The following is a 17,380-nucleotide window of genomic DNA, read 5'->3' as shown; positions in this document are numbered from 1 at the left end:
CGTTGATAAGTTACAGCTATTATAACAAATTAACGAAGTGATCTATTAAAAAACAGAAAACAAATAAAAGCTGCCGAGACTTTCTCGACAGCCTGCCGAACTCTTCAGTTCGGTTTTTTGTGTCTATTCAGTTTTGCCCCGGGCTCACCTGATATAAACGATCTCCGGATGCGGATGGCTCAGGAAATCATGATGGGAGATCGTCCAGGCATATGACCCGGCCTGGGTGAACACTACCGTATCTCCCGCCCGGAGTGATTCCACGTACTCCCCGCGCACGAGCAGATCATTCGGAGTACACAGCTCCCCTGCGATTACGATTTCCGTGTTCTCTATCCCCGGCCGCGCAAACGGATACCCCCACTCCTCTCTTGCCACGATATAAAAGGGCTGACTTATCTTCCAGGCCGCCGGGAACCGCAGATGATGCGTCCCTCCCCGGACTACGGCGAATGCCTGCCCATGATTCTCCTTCACGTCCACCACTTCCGTGACGTAAAAACCGCTGTCTCCCGTCACGTAACGGCCGACTTCAAGAATCAGCTCGTGGCCTTTTGTATCGATTTCCGTTATACCCTGCACGAAAGTACTCCAGTCAAAAGGATGTTCCGGGTTCCAGTAATTGATACCGAACCCTCCACCGAGGTCGATAACAGACGTATCGAGAGCGTATTCCTCCTGCCACTGGAGAGCTTTATGTACTGCGAGCTCCGCAAACGCCACGTGGACTCCGGCATCGAGATTATTCGACATGGCATGGAAGTGGAACCCCCGGATGGATATATGGGGAGAGGCAAAAGCTTCTTCGATCAAAGACGGCATCCACTCTTCTTCGACTCCGAACTGTGTCGGCACCCCGGACATTTTCAGACGGCTCTCTGACACGTCCTCTTTTAGATTCACCCGAAGCAGAACGTTCGCCCTCCGCCCCTCCTTGCCGGCAAAGTAAGCTATACGCCTTAAATCCTGGAAACTTTCCACGTTCAGAAGCATGTCCGGGTCCTCAAGCGCGCGCATAACCTCTTCTTCCTTTTTAGAAGGACCCCCGAATATACGCGGTCCGCTCCACGTCCGGTCCATTTCTCCTCCGGAGGCGATTTCGAATCCGTCCACGACCGGCTCGAGCGTCCGGATAATCTCCGGATCAGGATTCGCTTTTACGGCGTAATACAGCCGGCAGTGACCGGGAAGACCGGCTTTCATCGTCTCCGCATGTTTTTTCAATCCCGGCAGATCATAAATATAGGCGCAGACGGGACTCTTCTGATTCTGAATGTATTCTCTGACTGCTTCCATCATTCTTCTCCTTCGTAGAGCGGGTTCGACACTTCACTGAACCACTCCTCTTTTTCTCCGTACAGACGCATTTTCGTAAGGGATTTGTGCATCACGGTCTTCTGCTTTAAGAATTTCCGATCCGTTTCCGCTTCCTCCGGTACTTCCGAAGCCAGCTGGTCATACGTACCGTGGCATACTTCCCGGGCAATCTTCCAGAACTCCATTTCCCCCACGCCCGTCGCTTCAACGAGCTGGCGGATGATTTCACCGAGGTGGTTTTGAAATACGCTGTAGTACAGCTTGTGGTGCATCGAAGCTGCCTCTTCGGTAACAGATACCGAACCTTCCATGAATTCCGGGTCCAGACCCCGGTCATTCAGTCGCGCCTCATAGAAGCGCGAGCCGCCCCAGTCGCGAAAAAAGAAGCGGGTAATGCCTCCGTTTTTAAAAACGGGTACACTGTTCTGCAGGTGTCCTTCAAGCGCCACACCGTATTTAGTCATAAGTGTAAGGTAAGGCGGAAGCACGACCCCGCAATACTCCCGAAAAAAAGCCGAAGCGGCCTCGCGTTCCGGGAGACGTCTCTCTGCTGCATACTGACGAAAGCGCGTCTGCAGAATCGTCCCCTCCCCGCCCGGCTCTTCCGCGTAAAGAGCCATACCGGCGATCGCCTCTTCCCCTTCCTCGAGATAAGGGGTAATGTTCTCTCTCAAAAGCATCGTCAGGTTCCTCTTTTTCAAGTTATCATCGGAGGCAAAAGATCCTCCGCCAAGTTCATAAAGAGGGGTGAACCCCGAGAATGATTCCTGTTCAAAGATAGAATGGAGCAGCTCACTGACGATGCGGGCGTTCCCTGCTGTCTGCGGAGAAATGGAGCGCACGGTGGAAGTCATCTGACTGTTCACCGCAAGTTTCAGCGCAGGCCCCTCCCCCGACACCGGGACGAGCGTACGGAAAGAAGATGTCGCTTTTACGGGAAGATACACGTCTTCCAGTAATATGACGGTCCCGTCTATGATTTCTTTCTCATAAATAGAGGGAAGCGCATGAATGAACTGCCATTCGTGTACAGGGACAATAGCAAAGTTCGAAGGCTCGTATCCCCTCCTCTCCAGTTCTTCTTCACTTTTACGATAGCACTCCGAAAAGTGTGTATAGAGAAGCGACGGCTCACGGGAAGTCCATCTCGCTTTCCGGACCGCAGCGAACCGGACAGGAAACGTGTGCCCGAATTCAGGGGAATAGCGGAAAGAGTCTTTGTAGGAAAGACCGAGGCGCGTCTTCGCGCCCGGATGGAGGTGGTGTCCTTCGGTAACCTGCTGTTCAAAAAACAGATGATCCTTCCTTTTGCCTCCACCCTGCACAACTTCTCCTGCATAGGCAAGAGAAAGGTTCGCCGTGCCGTTGTCGAGCTCCTTCTGAAAATAGGAAAGGTTCGGATACTCTTCCTCTTTAAACAGGAGGCCTGCAAGCATCGAAGCAGTCCGTACGGAGGTCTCGCCTTCCGCGTTTACGTAAGTGATCTCTCCTGTCGTTTCGATACGATTGAAAGCATATACCGCCCGTATCGGGAATACGACCGAATAACCGGGGAAGTGCAGAGTTTTGCTGAGAAGCGAACCGTCTTCTCCGTACTCCTCCGACGATTCTTCGTAGAGACCCTCTCTCAGTACGGCAGAGGCCAGTTTGTGCAGAATACCGCTGCGGCCGGCGGAGATGAAGCGGAGGAACGAGGGTACGTACGCCGGTTCATCTTTTTCAAGAAACTGAAGGCATTTCCTTTCTTCCTCCAGCAGTTTTTCACCGGACAGCGTTTTGATCGGACGGCTCATCATACCGGGTTACCTCCTTCCTGAAATGGATTCGGGGTGTCTACGAATTCGTAATCCGTAAACTGGCCGGACAGTCGCATACGGACGAGAGACTTCATACGGGCCGGGCGCGTCATGAGTCTCTCCTGATCACGTTCAGCTTCCGCCGTGCCCACGGCGTCCATACTTTCTCTGAAAACCCGGCGCACCGTCTCCCACATGCCTGATTCCGGAAGTGCATGCCGGCGGGCGAGAATCATGATGATTTCCCCGAGGTGATTATGGAAGAGGGCGTGGGAGAAAATATCGGTCAGGTCTTCTTCCTTATCGGTGAGGAGCTTCGTCGACGGGTCGATAGGTGCTTCCTTGAAATGGCGGTTCAGCCGCTCCGGCAGGATACGCACACCTCCGCAGTCACGGATATCGATACGTACAGGGCGCCTGTCTTTTAAAATGACAACAGTATTCTGCAGATGGGCCTCCATGGCAATTCCGTATTCGCTCATAAGTCTCGTCACTCCCGGCAGCAGCACACGTGCATATGTTTCAAGAAAAGAAATAAAGGCTTCTTCCGTCGTCTCCCCCGCCAGTTCCTCTATCAAAAGCGAACCGGTTACAGGAGAAGCGGAGATAAATGCTGCTGCCGGCATGGCTATCTCCCCTTTTTTAAGAGACGCTTCCGGATTTTCCCGCAGAATGGAAGCCGCGTTTTTCTCAAAAAAGTTACGGTCCCCGTCGTCGCCCGGGGCGTAGTAGATACCGGCAAGATCACGGGAGAACGTCGTCGTTTCCCCGATATCAGCATCTTTACCGGCAATTTCCGTTAACAACCCGGCCATGACCGGCGCGTTCCTCGTCGAAGCTGCGGAGACAGTCCGGACGGCACTCGTCATCTGTACATTCATCGCCGTCTTCAGATGAGGAGCCCCGTACCCGGCAAGCGCCATCGTCCGGAACGACATAAGCGCATAAGAGGGAAGCCTGGAAGCCAGCGGAATCATCGTCCCGTCCTCCAGTTCCTTTTTATAGTAGACGGGCAGCGTGTGGTCCGCCTGCCACGGGTGCAGCGGGATGAGACGATAAGAACCGGATAGGGCTTCGAATTCCTTTTTGACCTCAGCTGACGCTTCTGTCAGCGCCCCGGTCATCGTCGTATGAAAAGGCGCCGTCTCCCCCACCTTATCGTCGCGGACGGCCAGAGGTACGAGGCCGGGAGATGCTCCCCATTCCGGTGCGTATTTTCTCACGTCCTCCGGAGACATCGGAAGTCTCGTTCTTGTGCCCGGGTGCGTAGTGTGGCCGTCAATTACCCACTGTTCAAAGAAGACGAGCGGGGAAAAGTCCGGGTCCTCCCCTCTCCGTCGGACGATGTAGTCCCAGGTATCCTGATGCGTTGGCACGTCTTCTTTTCTTTTATCGAAAGCTTCGAGTGCGGAGGCATAATTCAGTGCACTGTTCATCATTTCTTTAACGAACGATTCATTTCTGAACCCGAGCAGCATCAGCAGCTCCTCCATCCGCTGAAGCTCCTGTCTTTTTCCGGAAAGGTCGACGTAGACCGGGCTTCCCCCGATGTCTATGTGACCCAGTATGTACGTGCGTGACACCGGCACCTCCACGCGACCGCCTTTCGGGACTTCTATTTCCAATCCTTGCGGCGTTTTGTTAAAAGATACGAGATTTTCACGAATAATGCTTTGCAGAAGCAGTCGGAAAATATAATTCTCCGCCTGTTGTTCATAACTGGTATTCATAGCTTCCACTCCTGTCTCTTCCTTCTAAAAGAACTATTCCCATTCTGTAAAGGCAGTAACCTAAGAGTATTACTTCCCTTCGCAGGTTTTCCGGATGCACGAAGGTCACATTTCCTAAAATAAAGAGCAGGGTTTCCCCCTGCCCTTTTCTTCCATACATGTTTTATTTAGGCGTTGATCACGATTTTTCCTTTGGCATGGTGTGTTTCGCTTAGACCGTGGGCTTCCTGCAGTCCTTCAGTCGTAAGCGGGTAACGGTGACCGATGTTCGCTTTGACTTTTCCTGCCTCCATAAGGTCGGCGATTTCCTTGAGCTGCTTGCCGTCCGGCTCGAGCCAGAAAGAGGTCGCTTCGATATCGTTCGCCTTCGCCTTTTCTTCATCCGGCTGCCCGGCGATCGTTACGAGACGTCCGCCTTTTTTCAGTACGTCGAACGCTTTGTCCAGAACATCTCCACCAAGCATATCAAACACGACGTCGTAGTCGTTCAGCACTTCGGCAAAGTCGTCTTTCGTGTAGTCGATGACTTCATCGGCTCCGAGAGATTTAAGGAAATCGACGTTCTTCGTACTTCCGGTCGTCGCCACGTAAGCCCCCAATTCTTTTGCGAACTGGATCGCATAGGAACCGACGCCGCCCGCACCGGCCTGAATGAGAACTTTCTCACCTTCCTGGACGCGGGTTACGTCCGTCAGGCACTGCCAGGCAGTAAGACCTGCGAGCGGAGTAGCCGCTCCTTCTTCAAAACTGACATTTTCCGGAAGCGGTGCAAGAAGACGTTCGGCAACGAGGGTATATTCCGCATACGTCCCTTTTCCGGTCAGGTCGGGACGGGCAAAGACACGGTCTCCTTTTTGATAGGACGTTACCCCTTCTCCCGTCTCAGCGACGATGCCGGCGACGTCCCAGCCGAGAATGAGAGGAAAATCAAATTCTACCATCTGTCTCAGATATCCTTCGCGGATTTTCCAGTCGATCGGGTTGATGGATGTCGCTTTCGTCTGGACGAGCACCTCGCCTTTTCCGGGGGTCGGTTTTTCAACTTCCTGTTCCTGCAATTGTTCTTTATGACCATATTCATTGATTACGATTGCTTTCATGTCGTTCACTCCTTTTTGTGAGTAAGAATCTACTCTGAAAGTTAGAGCAATCGGAGAGGAAAGTCAAAAGTCCTGCACAAAACCACGACCGATCTCCTCTTAAAAACTATGCGAAAACCTTCTCTCAATCGCTTCAGATCCCTTTATTTCAAAAGGAAGCGTTTACTTCACCAGGAAACGTCCAAACTGCTTCATGAGTGAACACAAGCATGTTATAATCGTACCAGGATCAAAAAGAAGGAGTGAATGGAATGAACAAACAGCATTTTGAACAAATGAAAAATAAAGGCGGCTTCGTCGCAGCTCTTGACCAGAGTGGCGGAAGCACACCAAAAGCTCTTGCTGCATACGGTGTAGGAGAAGATCAGTACTCCAACGAAGATGAGATGTTCGATCTTGTACATCAGATGAGAACACGTATCATCACATCTCCTGCCTTCAGCTCTGACAAAATCATCGGTTCGATCCTTTTCGAACAGACGATGGACCGTGAAATCGAAGGTCAGTACACAGGAGACTACCTTGCATCCAAAGGCATCGTTCCTTTCCTTAAAATCGACAGCGGTCTTGCCGAGAAAGAGAACGGCGTTCAGCTGATGAAACCTATCAAAGACCTCGACGAAAAACTTCGCCGCGGCAACGAGCGTAACATTTTCGGTACGAAAGAGCGCTCCGTCGTTCATGACCCGAATGCAGAAGGAATCAAAGAACTTGTAAACCAGCAGTTCGAAGTAGCCAAAAAAGTATTGAGCTACGACATGATTCCTATCGTCGAGCCGGAAGTGGATATCGACAGTTCCGATAAAGTGAAGTCCGAGGAAATTCTCAAAGTCGAGCTTAAGAAACATCTCGACGAATTGTCCGAAGATCAGAACGTAATGCTCAAGCTTACGATTCCGACTAATGCGAATACGTACAAAGAACTTACCGGCCACCCGCGCGTTGTTCGCGTCGTAGCGCTTTCCGGCGGTTACTCCCGTGATGAAGCTAACCAGAAACTGAAAGCGAACGATAACATCATCGCAAGCTTCTCCCGTGCGCTCGTAACGGACGTAGAAGTGAAGCAGTCCGATGAAGAATTCAACAATACGCTTCAAAAAGCTGTAGATTCTATTTACGACGCTTCCGTCAATAAAAAATAAACACTGTTATGTAAGCCTGTCCTTTTCGGACAGGCTTTTTGTTTGTGTGAAATTGTCTGTCCGGTTTATCCTGACCTTCGCAGCGGGAGGAGTCTTGCGATCGGCAGGAAAACACCGTAATCGTTACCTTCAGGCCCGTCTTTTCTCTGCGAAGGGTACGATTCCTCCCTAATCGTTACCTTCAAGCCCGTCTTTTCCCTGCGAAGGGCACGATTCCTCCCTAATCGTTACCTTCAAGCCCGTCTTTTCCCTGCGAAGGGCACGATTCCTCCCTAATCGTTACCTTCAAGCCCGTCTTTTCCCTGCGAAGGGCACGATTCCTCCCTAATCGTTACCTTCAAGCCCGTCTTTTCCCTGCGAAGGGCACGTTTCCCCGCTAATCGTGACGGTCGGACCGTGAAAAAGGCCACCAGGGGCACGCAAAAAATCGGCGCCACACAAAAAAGCCTCTCCCCCAGTCGGAGGTGAGGCTTATGGCGTTCAGTTGTTGCTTGTGGCCATACGTCCTGTAAGATTCAGTGTTTCCGTCGTGTATTCCTGGATTTCCTGAATCAGCTGGCGGTCATCTGCGAGAGTCACGCCGTACGATGGCACCATTTCTTTGATCTTAGGTTCCCATTCGTCCATATAGTCCGGGAAGCACTCCTTCATCAGATCGAACATGATCGACACGGCTGTCGATGCTCCCGGGGATGCCCCGAGAAGAGCTGCGATGGATCCGTTCGCTCCTGTTACGAGTTCCGTTCCGAACTGCAGTGTTCCCCGTCCTTCTTCTTCCGTGTCTTTCAGCACCTGTACGCGCTGACCGGCCGTAACGAGGTTCCAGTCTTCGTCGACGGCTTCCGGTACGAATTCACGGAGAGCTTCGACGCGCTCTTCCTTCGAAAGCATCAGCTGCTGAATAAGATACTTCGTAAGTGGCACGTTTTTCACTCCTGCCGCCATCATCGTAAACAGGTTGTCCCGTTTCACGGAAGTCAGGAGGTCCGTAAGAGAGCCTGTCTTCTGGAATTTCGGCGAGAAGCCTGCGAACGGTCCGAACAGAAGGGTTTCTTTTCCGTCAATGAAGCGGGTATCCAGGTGCGGCACGGACATCGGAGGAGCTCCGACCGGTGCTTTGCTGTATACTTTTCCGCGGTGCTGCTTCACGACTTCCGGTTTATCACAGAAGAGGAACTGACCACTTACCGGGAAGCCGCCGAACCCTTGTCCTTCCGGAATTCCGGATTTCTGAAGAAGGTGGAGACTTCCGCCGCCTCCGCCGACAAATACGAAAGGCGCCTGATGGTGTTCGATCCGCCCTTCTTTTTCGTTACGTACCTGCACTTCCCACTCTCCGTTATCGAGCTGTTTCAAGTCAGAAACTTCCTGGTTATAACGGACGTCCACGTTTCCGGTAGTCGCCTGTTCAAACAGAAGACGGGTGAGCACACCGAAATTGACGTCCGTGCCGGAGTCGATTTTCGTAGCGGCGATCGCTTCGCCTTCCGGACGGTTGTTCATCATAAGCGGAAGCCAGTTCTTCAATGTTTCAAGGTCTTCCGCATACTTCATCCCTTCAAAAAGTGGATGCGCTATCATTTTCTCGTAACGTTTTCTTAAAAAATCCACGTGATCCTCACCGTGTACGAAGCTGATGTGCGGAACCGGCTGGATGAATTCCTGCGGATCCCTGATGAGGCCCTGCTTTACGAGAAACGACCAGAACTGTTTGGATACTTCGAATTTCTCGTTGATACTTACGGCTTTGCTGATGTCGATGGAGCCGTCCTCTTTTTCTTTCGTGTAGTTCAGTTCACACAGGGCTGCGTGACCCGTCCCGGCGTTGTTCCACACGTTCGAGCTTTCTCTGCCCGGTTCATCGAGCCGTTCGAATACTTTAATGTTCCACTCAGGAGCCAGTTCCTTCAAAAGCGTTGCCAACGTGGCACTCATAATCCCGGCACCAATCAAAATGACTTCTTTTTGTGTACGTTGATTACTCATATGTCCGATCCTTCTCCCTATGTATTGAAGAAAAGATGCATCGTTGCAGGCTAGGCTTCACTGAATGTACATCTTTTCCAGTATATTTTATTCCATAAACAGTTTACCACTATTGGCATCAAAATTAAATATACAACCCTCGAACCTTCTTATTTATTAAGCATTTATTAAAGAACACCGATAGTGTTAAGCAGAATGACCACGGCTACGGAAATGATAGGGATAAGGATGGCTACGACAAAAATATCGCGATAACTGTCTTTATGAGTCATCCCTGTAATAGCGAAAAGAGTAAGGACCGCTCCGTTATGCGGAAGTGCATCCAGTCCGCCCGAAGAGAGGGAGGCTACCCGGTGGAAAGCTTCCGGACTTATGCCTGTCTCGAGAGCTATCTGATAGTATTTGGAACCGAGTGCCTCAAGGGCGATCCCCATTCCTCCGGAAGCAGACCCCGTCGCTCCTGCAAGAACGTTGACTGCAACCGCCTCCGAGATGAGCGGGTTCCCTTTGACACCCATGAGCATTTCCGTCAGACGTTCAAATCCCGGCACTTCCCGGACTACGGTACCGAAACCGACAGCCGCGCTCGTATTGATGATTGCAAGCACCGAACCGCTCGCCCCTTTGTTCATCGCCCCGATGAATTTCGCGTACTTCGTAACGTTCAACAGCATGATCAGAACGATGCCGGAAATGAGGGCGGTGACGATATCCCACTGCAGCAGGTTCAGCGTTAGAAGGACGGTCAAAAGCGGCAGTATCGAAAGGACGAACATCGGCGTTTTTTCATCTTCCCCCACGTTCTCTTTTTCCTCCGGTTCAAAGAAGGTCTCCCCCTTCTCCCTCAATTTCTGTTCCCGGTGGCGAAGGTAAAGGTAACCGCCGACCGCCATAATAATTCCGGCGATGATTCCCATTACAGGTGCAGCCATCGCATCCGTTTCAAAATACTCCATCGGAATCAGGTTCTGGATCTGCGGCGACCCCGGCAGTGCCGTCATCGTGAAGATGAAAGCCCCGAGCGCCACGGTAGCCGGTATAAGCTTACGGCTGATATCCGCTTCCCGGAATAAAGACAGGGCCAAAGGATAAACGGCGAATACGACGACAAAGAGGCTTACACCCCCATACGTCAGCACGGCTGCAGATACGAGCACTCCGAGAATAGCACGGTTTGTTCCGATAACCCTCGTAAAAGCGACCGCAACGGAACGCGCCATTCCCGTGTCCTCCATCAGCTTCCCGAAGATGGCCCCGAGCATGAAAACAGGGAACCATGATTTCACAAAGTCTACGAACCCTCCCATATACGTATCTTTATAGGCATCGAGCAGATCGAGCCCGCCCGTAAGCGCCACGACTCCGGCAGCAATCGGCGCCACCCAGATAATCGACCATCCGATATAGGCGAGAACCATTAATACGGCGAGTCCAAGAAAAATTCCAAACATGTGTTTACTCCTCCTTTAGTTTACATTCCGTATTTACTGAGCCGTGTACCCGCCATCGATGACAACCGCCTGACCTGTCACCCCGCGGGCTTTATCACCGGCCAGAAACAGGGCGTAATCCGCCACTTCCTGTACGGAAAGCAGGCGTTTCTGGGGAACGAGTGGATAAATGACGTCTTCCAGAACGTTTTCGAGAGACGTGTTTCTGTTCTCTGCCAGGTCTTCAAGCTGATTCCGGACGAGCGGCGTATCCACATAGCCCGGGCAAAGAGCATTCACTGTAATGCCGTGCTCTGCACCTTCGAGCGACGTCACTTTCGTCAGGCCGATCACCCCGTGTTTGGAGCTGTTGTAGGCGGCCTTGCCGGCAAATCCGACGAGCCCGTTAATGGAGGACATATTCAGGATCCGGCCGCTCCCCTGCTTTTTCATTACCGGAAATACGTGCTTCGTTGCCATGAACGGAGCCACCAGCATCACCCGGTTGATCAGTTCAAATTTTTCTGTCGGAAAATCCTCGACGGACGCCACGTGCTGTAGTCCTGCATTATTGATCAGGACGTCGAGCCGGCCGTACGTATCCACTACGTAGTCGATCGCCTGCTGGATTTCTTCTTCTTTCGTTACGTCACAGACGACCCCTTCGCTTTCATACCCTGAATCTCTCAAGGTTCCTGCCGCATCCTTCACCTTCGCTTCGTCTATATCACTGAGCACGACTTTGGCTCCCTCTTTCGCAAAAGCCGCCCCCACTTCATAACCGATACCGCTTGCTGCTCCTGTAATAAATACGATCTGTCCTTTCATTTCGTCTCCTCCTTTTTAATAACCCGCTTCTTTCAGTGATCCGCTCACTTCGAGCGGTGCTTCCGTGCTGTCTATAACCTCCCGGACGGTAAATCCTTCCGCCACTTCCCGGAGTAGGAGACCTGCGTCCGTTACGTCGATGACAGCCCGGTCCGTTATAATACGGTCCACGACTCCCTTCCCGGTAAGCGGGAGCGTGCATTCCTTCAGTATTTTCGGGGTCCCGTGTTTGCTGACGTGGTCCATAATGATGACGATCTTTTTCGCCCCGTGTACGATATCCATCGCGCCGCCCATGCCTTTGATCACTTTGCCGGGAATCATCCAGTTGGCCAGATCTCCGTTCGCTGCCACTTCCATTCCGCCGAGAATTGCAAGATCCAGATGCTCCCCGCGAATCATCGCGAAGGATTCGGCGCTGCTGCAGTAGGAACCGCTGACAGATGCGGTCACCGTCTCCTTCCCGGCGTTGATCAAATCCGGGTCCACTTCCGATTCATAAGGCGACGGACCGATCCCGAGCAGCCCGTTTTCCGACTGCAGTACCACTTCTTTCCCGGGCTGTATATAATTTGCCACCATCGTCGGCATACCGATACCGAGGTTTACGTAGAAACCGCTTTCAATTTCGCGTTCGGCTCTTCTTGCTATTTTTTCTCTCTGGACTGCTTTGTCCTGTTTTACAGTGCTCATTTCGACTCCTCCTTCGTTATGCTTCCTGACGCACGGTCAGACGTTCAATTCTTTTCTCCTGCTGTCCTTCGATAAGACCCTGGACGTAGATTCCCGGCGTATGGATGTGATCGCCGTCCAGTTCTCCGGGATCCACGAGTTCTTCGACTTCGGCAATCGTCACTTTCCCGGCTGCCGCTATTTCCGGATTGAAGTTGCGGGCGGTTTTGTTGTAGACGAGATTCCCGAAACGGTCCGCGCGCGCTGCCCGGACCAGACTCACATCAGCCGTGAGCGCTTCCTCCAGCACGTATTCTCTGCCGTCGAATTCCCGGATCTCTTTTCCTTCGGCAATCGGTGTTCCGACTCCGGCGGGTGTATAAAAAGCGGGAATCCCTGCACCTCCGGCCCGGATTTTTTCTGCCAGTGACCCCTGCGGCGTAAGCTCGACTTCCAGCTCCCCCGCAAGAACCTGCCGTTCAAACTCCTTGTTTTCCCCGACGTATGACCCGATCATCTTATCAATCTGCTTATTCTCAAGCAGAAGGCCGAGTCCCCAGTCGTCCACTCCGCAGTTGTTGGAGATGACCGTCAGATGTTTCGCTCCGGATTCGACGATGCCGAGTATGAGATTCTCCGGTATCCCGACGAGCCCGAACCCTCCTACCATCACAGTGGAATGATCCCTTATTTCCTTAACCGCTTCCTGAAACGTTGTATATATCTTTTTCATATGTTCCACTCCCTTCTCCCTTACTTATGCAAGAATCGTGCCAACTTTCCGGACGCCGGCAGACAGGGGTATCTTTTTCTCCTTTTCCGGATTTCCGGAAAAATTTCGGCACACCTTTATGAAAACCCTTACATCATAAATAAAAAACCATTCCGGATTTGCGGAATAGTTTCCGCTTTTCCGGAATGGCTGTTTTGTGAAGGTGTCACCTGCCAGTCATATACCGTATTTTTTCGCTTTATCATAAAGGCTCGTCTTTCCGATGCCGAGATGTGCAGCGGCCGCATTTTTGTCCCCCGAGGTCCTCGTGAGAGCCTGCTCGATCGTTTCTTTCTCCACTCGTTCCAGTATCGTTTTCAGGCTTTCCTCTTCGGTAACGGAAGCGGCTGTTATACTCCCGGGAAGGTCGGACACTTCGATGTAAGTCCCGTCCGCCATATGCACCGCCGACTCGATCGTATTTTCAAGTTCACGTATGTTTCCGGGCCACGGATACCCCTCAAGCACCTGAATGGCCGCTTCGGAGAATCCCTCGACTTTCTTCCTCCTGCTGTCCCCGGTTTTACTGAGGAAGTATTTGGCAAGCAGACGGATATCTTCCGGCCGTTCGCGCAAGGGAGGGATATCGACAGACACGACGTTGATCCGGTAGTACAGGTCTTCCCGAAACTCCTGGCGGCTGATCAGTTCCTCAAGCGCCTGATTCGTAGCTGCCACGACGCGTACGTCCACCAGTTCGGATGTCTCCGAGCCGAGCGGCTCCACTTCCCCTTCCTGCAGGGCACGTAATATTTTCACCTGGGCGTGCAGCGGCATGTCCCCGACTTCATCGAGAAAAAGCGTCCCGCCGTCGGCAAGCTGGAACTTACCGGCTTTCCCGCCTTTTTTCGCCCCGGTGAACGCTCCTTCCTCATAGCCGAACAGCTCCGCTTCAAACAGCTGCTCGGGGATTGCTGCACAGTTCACTTTGATAAAGGGTTCCCCGTTCCGCTCACTTAAATTGTGGAGACTGTGAGCGAACAGTTCCTTCCCGGTCCCGCTCTCCCCTCTCAACAGCACAGATGCATCCCCTGTCGCTATCTTTCTTACCGTGTCTTTCACTTCCATCATTTTCGGGGAATGGGAGACGATGTTATGAAGGGAGTAGGAGGCGCCGGTGTTCTTTTTGAAATTTTCCCGGTAGGACTCAAGCTCCATCAGCAGTTCTTTGACATTCGTGTTCATCACTTTCCACTCATCCGTATCACGGAACAGCACCATACCAAACGCCCCTGTAAGCTCTCCGTCTTCAAAGACAGGAATGCGGTTGGCGATCATGTAGTCCCCGCGTATGTACTGAAGATCCGCTACCTCTTCCCGGCCCGTTTCCACCACGATATGCATACGCGTGTTTTCGATGACTTCCGTAACGTGTCTTCCTTCGGCTTTTTTCCGGTCCACACCGATAAAATCAGCATACCCGCTGTTTATATAAGTGATGACCCCTTCTTTATCCACTACGACGATGCAATGCTCCGTACTCCCGAATAACGTCTCGAACATATATTTATTCCATTTCTCAAATAAAGACATCACTGAACTCCTTTTAGGATAGTTGTTGTCAAAAAGTTTACCACGTCCTGTCTGTGGTGACTCCATTGCCCCGGAGGCCGGACATAAAAATACCTGCCCGGAGAGACCCCGGACAGGTACGCTGCCTGAATTTATTATTCCACGGACGTTTCGGTCGCCCGTGAGACGATATGGTAGTTTTTATGGTTGACGCAGGTAAGGTAAGAGGAATTTTCCCGATCAGGAAGTTCTTCCATCACGCGTAAATCGACGATCACTGAATTTGCACATCCGGACGGAACGACTTTTCCCATCCACTGCTCTTTCTTGCGTGTAAATGTTACGATATCTCCGATTTGAGCTTGCCCATTCTCTTCGACAGTAGACATTCGAACGACTCCCCTTTTAACATTTTCTCTCATTTTAGGTGGAAACGATTTCAAAATCAAGGGGGATTGTGCAAAAGGTTGCACTTCTTCGTTTGTAATATAAACAAAAACCGGACACCACGGGGGTCCGATTCATTGCAAAAATTCATTAAGAGAGGCTTCCAGTTGCTGTGTATCCCTGATGCCCCGCTCGTAGAGGGTGGTCAATTTCCCTTTGTTTCGCTCGACCCGGCCGACCCCCGGAGCATGAGAGGGAGAAATGACGAATACATTCCCTTTCCGCTCTTCTTCTCTTATGTAGTCCAGTGTTTCGTTGTAGACGATGTGCCGTTTCTCCATCGCCCGCAGCAGCCCGGGGTATTCCCGGTACTTCCGCTTCATGTACCAGCCGACCGACTGCGGCTTTTTGTAATAATCGCGCACCTGGGTCAGCACGACTACGTTCTTTCTGTTCCCCCGGCTGATGGATCTCATAAGAGGGATGGGATCGGCAATCCCGCCATCCATCAGCATACGGTTGTTAAACGGGACGGGAGGGGCCACCATCGGCAGAGAACTCGAAGCCCGCATGAGCGTCAGCATATGTTCGTTGTAGTTTTCCTTATCGAAAAATACCGCTTCCCCGGTAACACAGTCCGTCGTACCGATTTCGAACTCTTCTTTCGCCTGAGCAAATGTATGATAATCAAAAGGTTCCAGCCGGTTCGGCAGCGTATCAAAAAGAAAGTCCATACCGAACAGCTGTCGTTTCCTGAGAAGATTGCGCAGCGACAGGTAGTCGGGATGCTTTACGTAATCGATGAGAACTGCCCGGTTGCGGTCCAGCTGCCGTGCGACATAGGAAGAGCCGTTGCAGGCTCCGGCAGACACCCCGTTGACGTAAGGGAGATAGATCCCCGCTTTCATCAGGCGATTGAGAACCCCGGCTGTGTATATACCGCGGCTTCCTCCTCCTTCCAGAACTAATCCGGTCTGTTCCATAAAATTCCTCCTGTTGCTTCCATTCTACCTTTTTCTATGCAGGTACTTCAACTTTTCACCGGAGAAAGGCGGCCCGTAAAACTGAGCTGATCCCGGCCGTTACGTTTCGACTCATACATCGCCTGGTCCGCACAATGGTAGACGGCGTCGAACTCCTCCCCGGAGGTGAAGGCGTGTATCCCTGCACTAACGGTGATCTCTTCTCTAATCAGGCTGTCCGTTTCCTTGTTCAGCCTTTTCAGATGTTCGCAGAACCGGGTGATCCTCGTCTCCACTTCCTCCGGCTTCCCCTGCAGCAGAATCCCGAACTCTTCCCCTCCGAAGCGTGAAACGACTTCCCCTTCTTTCCCGAAATGTTCCCCGAGCAGTTCCGACATAGCACGCAGCACTTCATCCCCTGCCACGTGCCCGTAGGTATCGTTGAAGTTTTTGAAGTAATCGATATCCATAAGAACGAACACCCTGTCTTCTACCGCCCCTGCTTTTTCATACTCGCTCAGAAAAGCTTTTCTGTTTTTGAGCCCGGTGAGCGAATCGAGAGAAGCCAAATGCTCGAGTTCCCGTTCCACCACTTTCTGATCTGTTACCTCCTTGGCGACGACGAGCCAGATCGGCTGACGTTTCTCCTTCAGTTTCGTTACTGCTATATCGTAAAAACGTTCTCCGGCTTCCACCGAAAACTCTGTGTCTCCACCTTTCTCCATGGATTTCTCCAGTCCTTCCACCCCATTGAACACCGTAACGGCTCTCTGATGAAGAAGATCTTTCGGACAGACGTCCTTTTTATGAATGTGGGAAGCCATATCACAAATCGCCCGGTTCGCTTCTATGATGCAGCCGCGGGCGTCGATGAGTAAAATGCCTTCCGACAGATTTTCAAGTACCAGCTGCCGTGACACCGGCCATACCGTATTGAAGTCCCGGCTCCGGTTCGCTATGATCAGCAAAAGCGCCATGGAACCGTATGACAAAGCGAACATCCCCGGCACTTTCACTTCAAGCAGCGACAGAACCGTAATGGATACTATCGGGAGGATTACGGCCACCGCGGAGAGTCCGAGAGTGGACCGGTAGTGTTTCGGGACATCGAACATATTACGCACCAGTAAAAAAACGGTAAGTAAAGAAATGGCGTAGGAGTATGAGCTGAATACGGAGTTCACAGAAGTACTTGTAATGGAAAGCTCCGTGTAGTTCCACACCGTTTCGACCGTAACACTCTCCCGCATCCATCCGTGCCACTTATCCGTAAAAGCGAGGGTGACATCGAGAATAGACGGCAAAGCCAGTAACCCTGTGAGCCTTAGTGTGGTCTTTGCATCTTCCCTGTGCAGTTCTTTCGCATAGCCGAACAGAAGAATCGGAGCAAAAATTATGGAAATCTGCTGGAAATTTCTAAGGATTATCATAGCGTTTCTGTTTTCGATTTGTAGTTCAAATATAGTAAGAATGATAAAGAGTGAACTTAAAGCTGCCGCCCCCGCCAAAAAATCACGAAGCAGTTTCCGGGGAGATTTCAGCAACGCAACAGCCACGAACGACGCACCGATAGCCAGAATCATCAGCAGAAAGATATAGGGGTCGATCCAGTTCATCTTTGCTTCCTCCGTTCTTAATGGTTCTTTTGTATCATATTACCATAGATAACCGAATAATTTGAATTTGAAACAAAAAAATATCACAATATTTTCCGGTTCTACATTTTTTTGCAGTGAGCATACAAAA

At 51.5% G+C, this 17,380-nt stretch carries 14 protein-coding genes; 1 reads left to right on the top strand and 13 read right to left on the bottom strand.

Annotated elements, in window-relative coordinates; all coding sequences use genetic code 11:
- Positions 1–144: 144 nt before the first annotated feature.
- The 4 genes from BW931_RS11135 to BW931_RS11120 all read right to left on the bottom strand — a co-directional run bounded on the left by BW931_RS11135 (position 145) and on the right by BW931_RS11120 (position 5,943).
- Positions 145–1,296, bottom strand: a complete 1,152-nt coding sequence (locus BW931_RS11135; protein WP_076572355.1) for a type III PLP-dependent enzyme — start codon at positions 1,294–1,296, stop codon at positions 145–147.
- On the bottom strand, positions 1,296–3,113 hold the full coding sequence (locus BW931_RS11130) for an IucA/IucC family protein (protein WP_234972631.1): 1,818 nt from the start codon (positions 3,111–3,113) through the stop codon (positions 1,296–1,298). Before BW931_RS11130 ends, BW931_RS11135 begins: the two co-directional genes overlap by 1 nt.
- Entirely contained in the window at positions 3,110–4,843 is a 1,734-nt protein-coding gene (locus BW931_RS11125; RefSeq protein WP_076572353.1) for an IucA/IucC family protein, read from the bottom strand. Before BW931_RS11125 ends, BW931_RS11130 begins: the two co-directional genes overlap by 4 nt.
- Positions 4,844–5,010: 167 nt before the next feature.
- Entirely contained in the window at positions 5,011–5,943 is a 933-nt protein-coding gene (locus tag BW931_RS11120) for an NADP-dependent oxidoreductase (RefSeq protein WP_076572351.1), read from the bottom strand.
- 251 nt (positions 5,944–6,194) lie between these two features.
- On the opposite strand from BW931_RS11120, the gene BW931_RS11115 reads away from it, so the two are divergent.
- Complete coding sequence (locus BW931_RS11115) at positions 6,195–7,085, top strand: fructose bisphosphate aldolase (RefSeq protein ID WP_076572349.1); 891 nt, start codon at positions 6,195–6,197, stop codon at positions 7,083–7,085.
- A gap of 480 nt (positions 7,086–7,565) precedes the next feature.
- On the opposite strand, the gene mqo is transcribed toward BW931_RS11115, so the two are convergent.
- From mqo to BW931_RS11070, 9 genes are all read right to left on the bottom strand, one after another.
- Positions 7,566–9,071, bottom strand: a complete 1,506-nt coding sequence (mqo, locus tag BW931_RS11110; protein WP_200802048.1) for a malate dehydrogenase (quinone) — start codon at positions 9,069–9,071, stop codon at positions 7,566–7,568.
- 167 nt (positions 9,072–9,238) lie between these two features.
- The gene (locus BW931_RS11105; protein WP_076572345.1) at positions 9,239–10,522 is read right to left on the bottom strand and encodes a GntP family permease; all 1,284 of its coding nucleotides are present in this window, start codon (positions 10,520–10,522) and stop codon (positions 9,239–9,241) included.
- A gap of 33 nt (positions 10,523–10,555) precedes the next feature.
- Positions 10,556–11,329: a 3-hydroxybutyrate dehydrogenase gene (locus BW931_RS11100; protein WP_076572343.1), complete on the bottom strand. Its 774-nt coding sequence runs from the start codon at positions 11,327–11,329 to the stop codon at positions 10,556–10,558.
- Between the two features lie 15 nt (positions 11,330–11,344).
- Positions 11,345–12,022 (bottom strand): 3-oxoacid CoA-transferase subunit B, encoded by a 678-nt coding sequence (locus tag BW931_RS11095; RefSeq protein WP_076572341.1) that lies wholly within the window; start codon positions 12,020–12,022, stop codon positions 11,345–11,347.
- Between the two features lie 16 nt (positions 12,023–12,038).
- Entirely contained in the window at positions 12,039–12,734 is a 696-nt protein-coding gene (locus BW931_RS11090; RefSeq protein WP_076572339.1) for a CoA transferase subunit A, read from the bottom strand.
- A gap of 216 nt (positions 12,735–12,950) precedes the next feature.
- Positions 12,951–14,306, bottom strand: a complete 1,356-nt coding sequence (locus BW931_RS11085) for a sigma-54 interaction domain-containing protein (RefSeq protein ID WP_084193929.1) — start codon at positions 14,304–14,306, stop codon at positions 12,951–12,953.
- A 134-nt stretch (positions 14,307–14,440) separates the two neighbouring features.
- Positions 14,441–14,674, bottom strand: coding sequence for a YkvS family protein (locus tag BW931_RS11080; RefSeq protein ID WP_076572337.1), 234 nt, complete (start codon positions 14,672–14,674; stop codon positions 14,441–14,443).
- Positions 14,675–14,806: 132 nt separating this feature from the next.
- Positions 14,807–15,655: a patatin-like phospholipase family protein gene (locus tag BW931_RS11075; protein ID WP_076572335.1), complete on the bottom strand. Its 849-nt coding sequence runs from the start codon at positions 15,653–15,655 to the stop codon at positions 14,807–14,809.
- Between the two features lie 47 nt (positions 15,656–15,702).
- On the bottom strand, positions 15,703–17,250 hold the full coding sequence (locus BW931_RS11070; RefSeq protein WP_076572333.1) for a histidine kinase N-terminal 7TM domain-containing diguanylate cyclase: 1,548 nt from the start codon (positions 17,248–17,250) through the stop codon (positions 15,703–15,705).
- Between the last annotated feature and the right edge of the window lie 130 nt (positions 17,251–17,380).

It is taken from the genome of Salimicrobium salexigens (assembly GCF_900156705.1).
In the GTDB taxonomy this organism is placed as follows: domain Bacteria; phylum Bacillota; class Bacilli; order Bacillales; family Halobacillaceae; genus Salimicrobium; species Salimicrobium album.
Note: the sequence above shows the minus strand (reverse complement) of the source record. Positions and strands in the feature narration are given on the sequence as shown.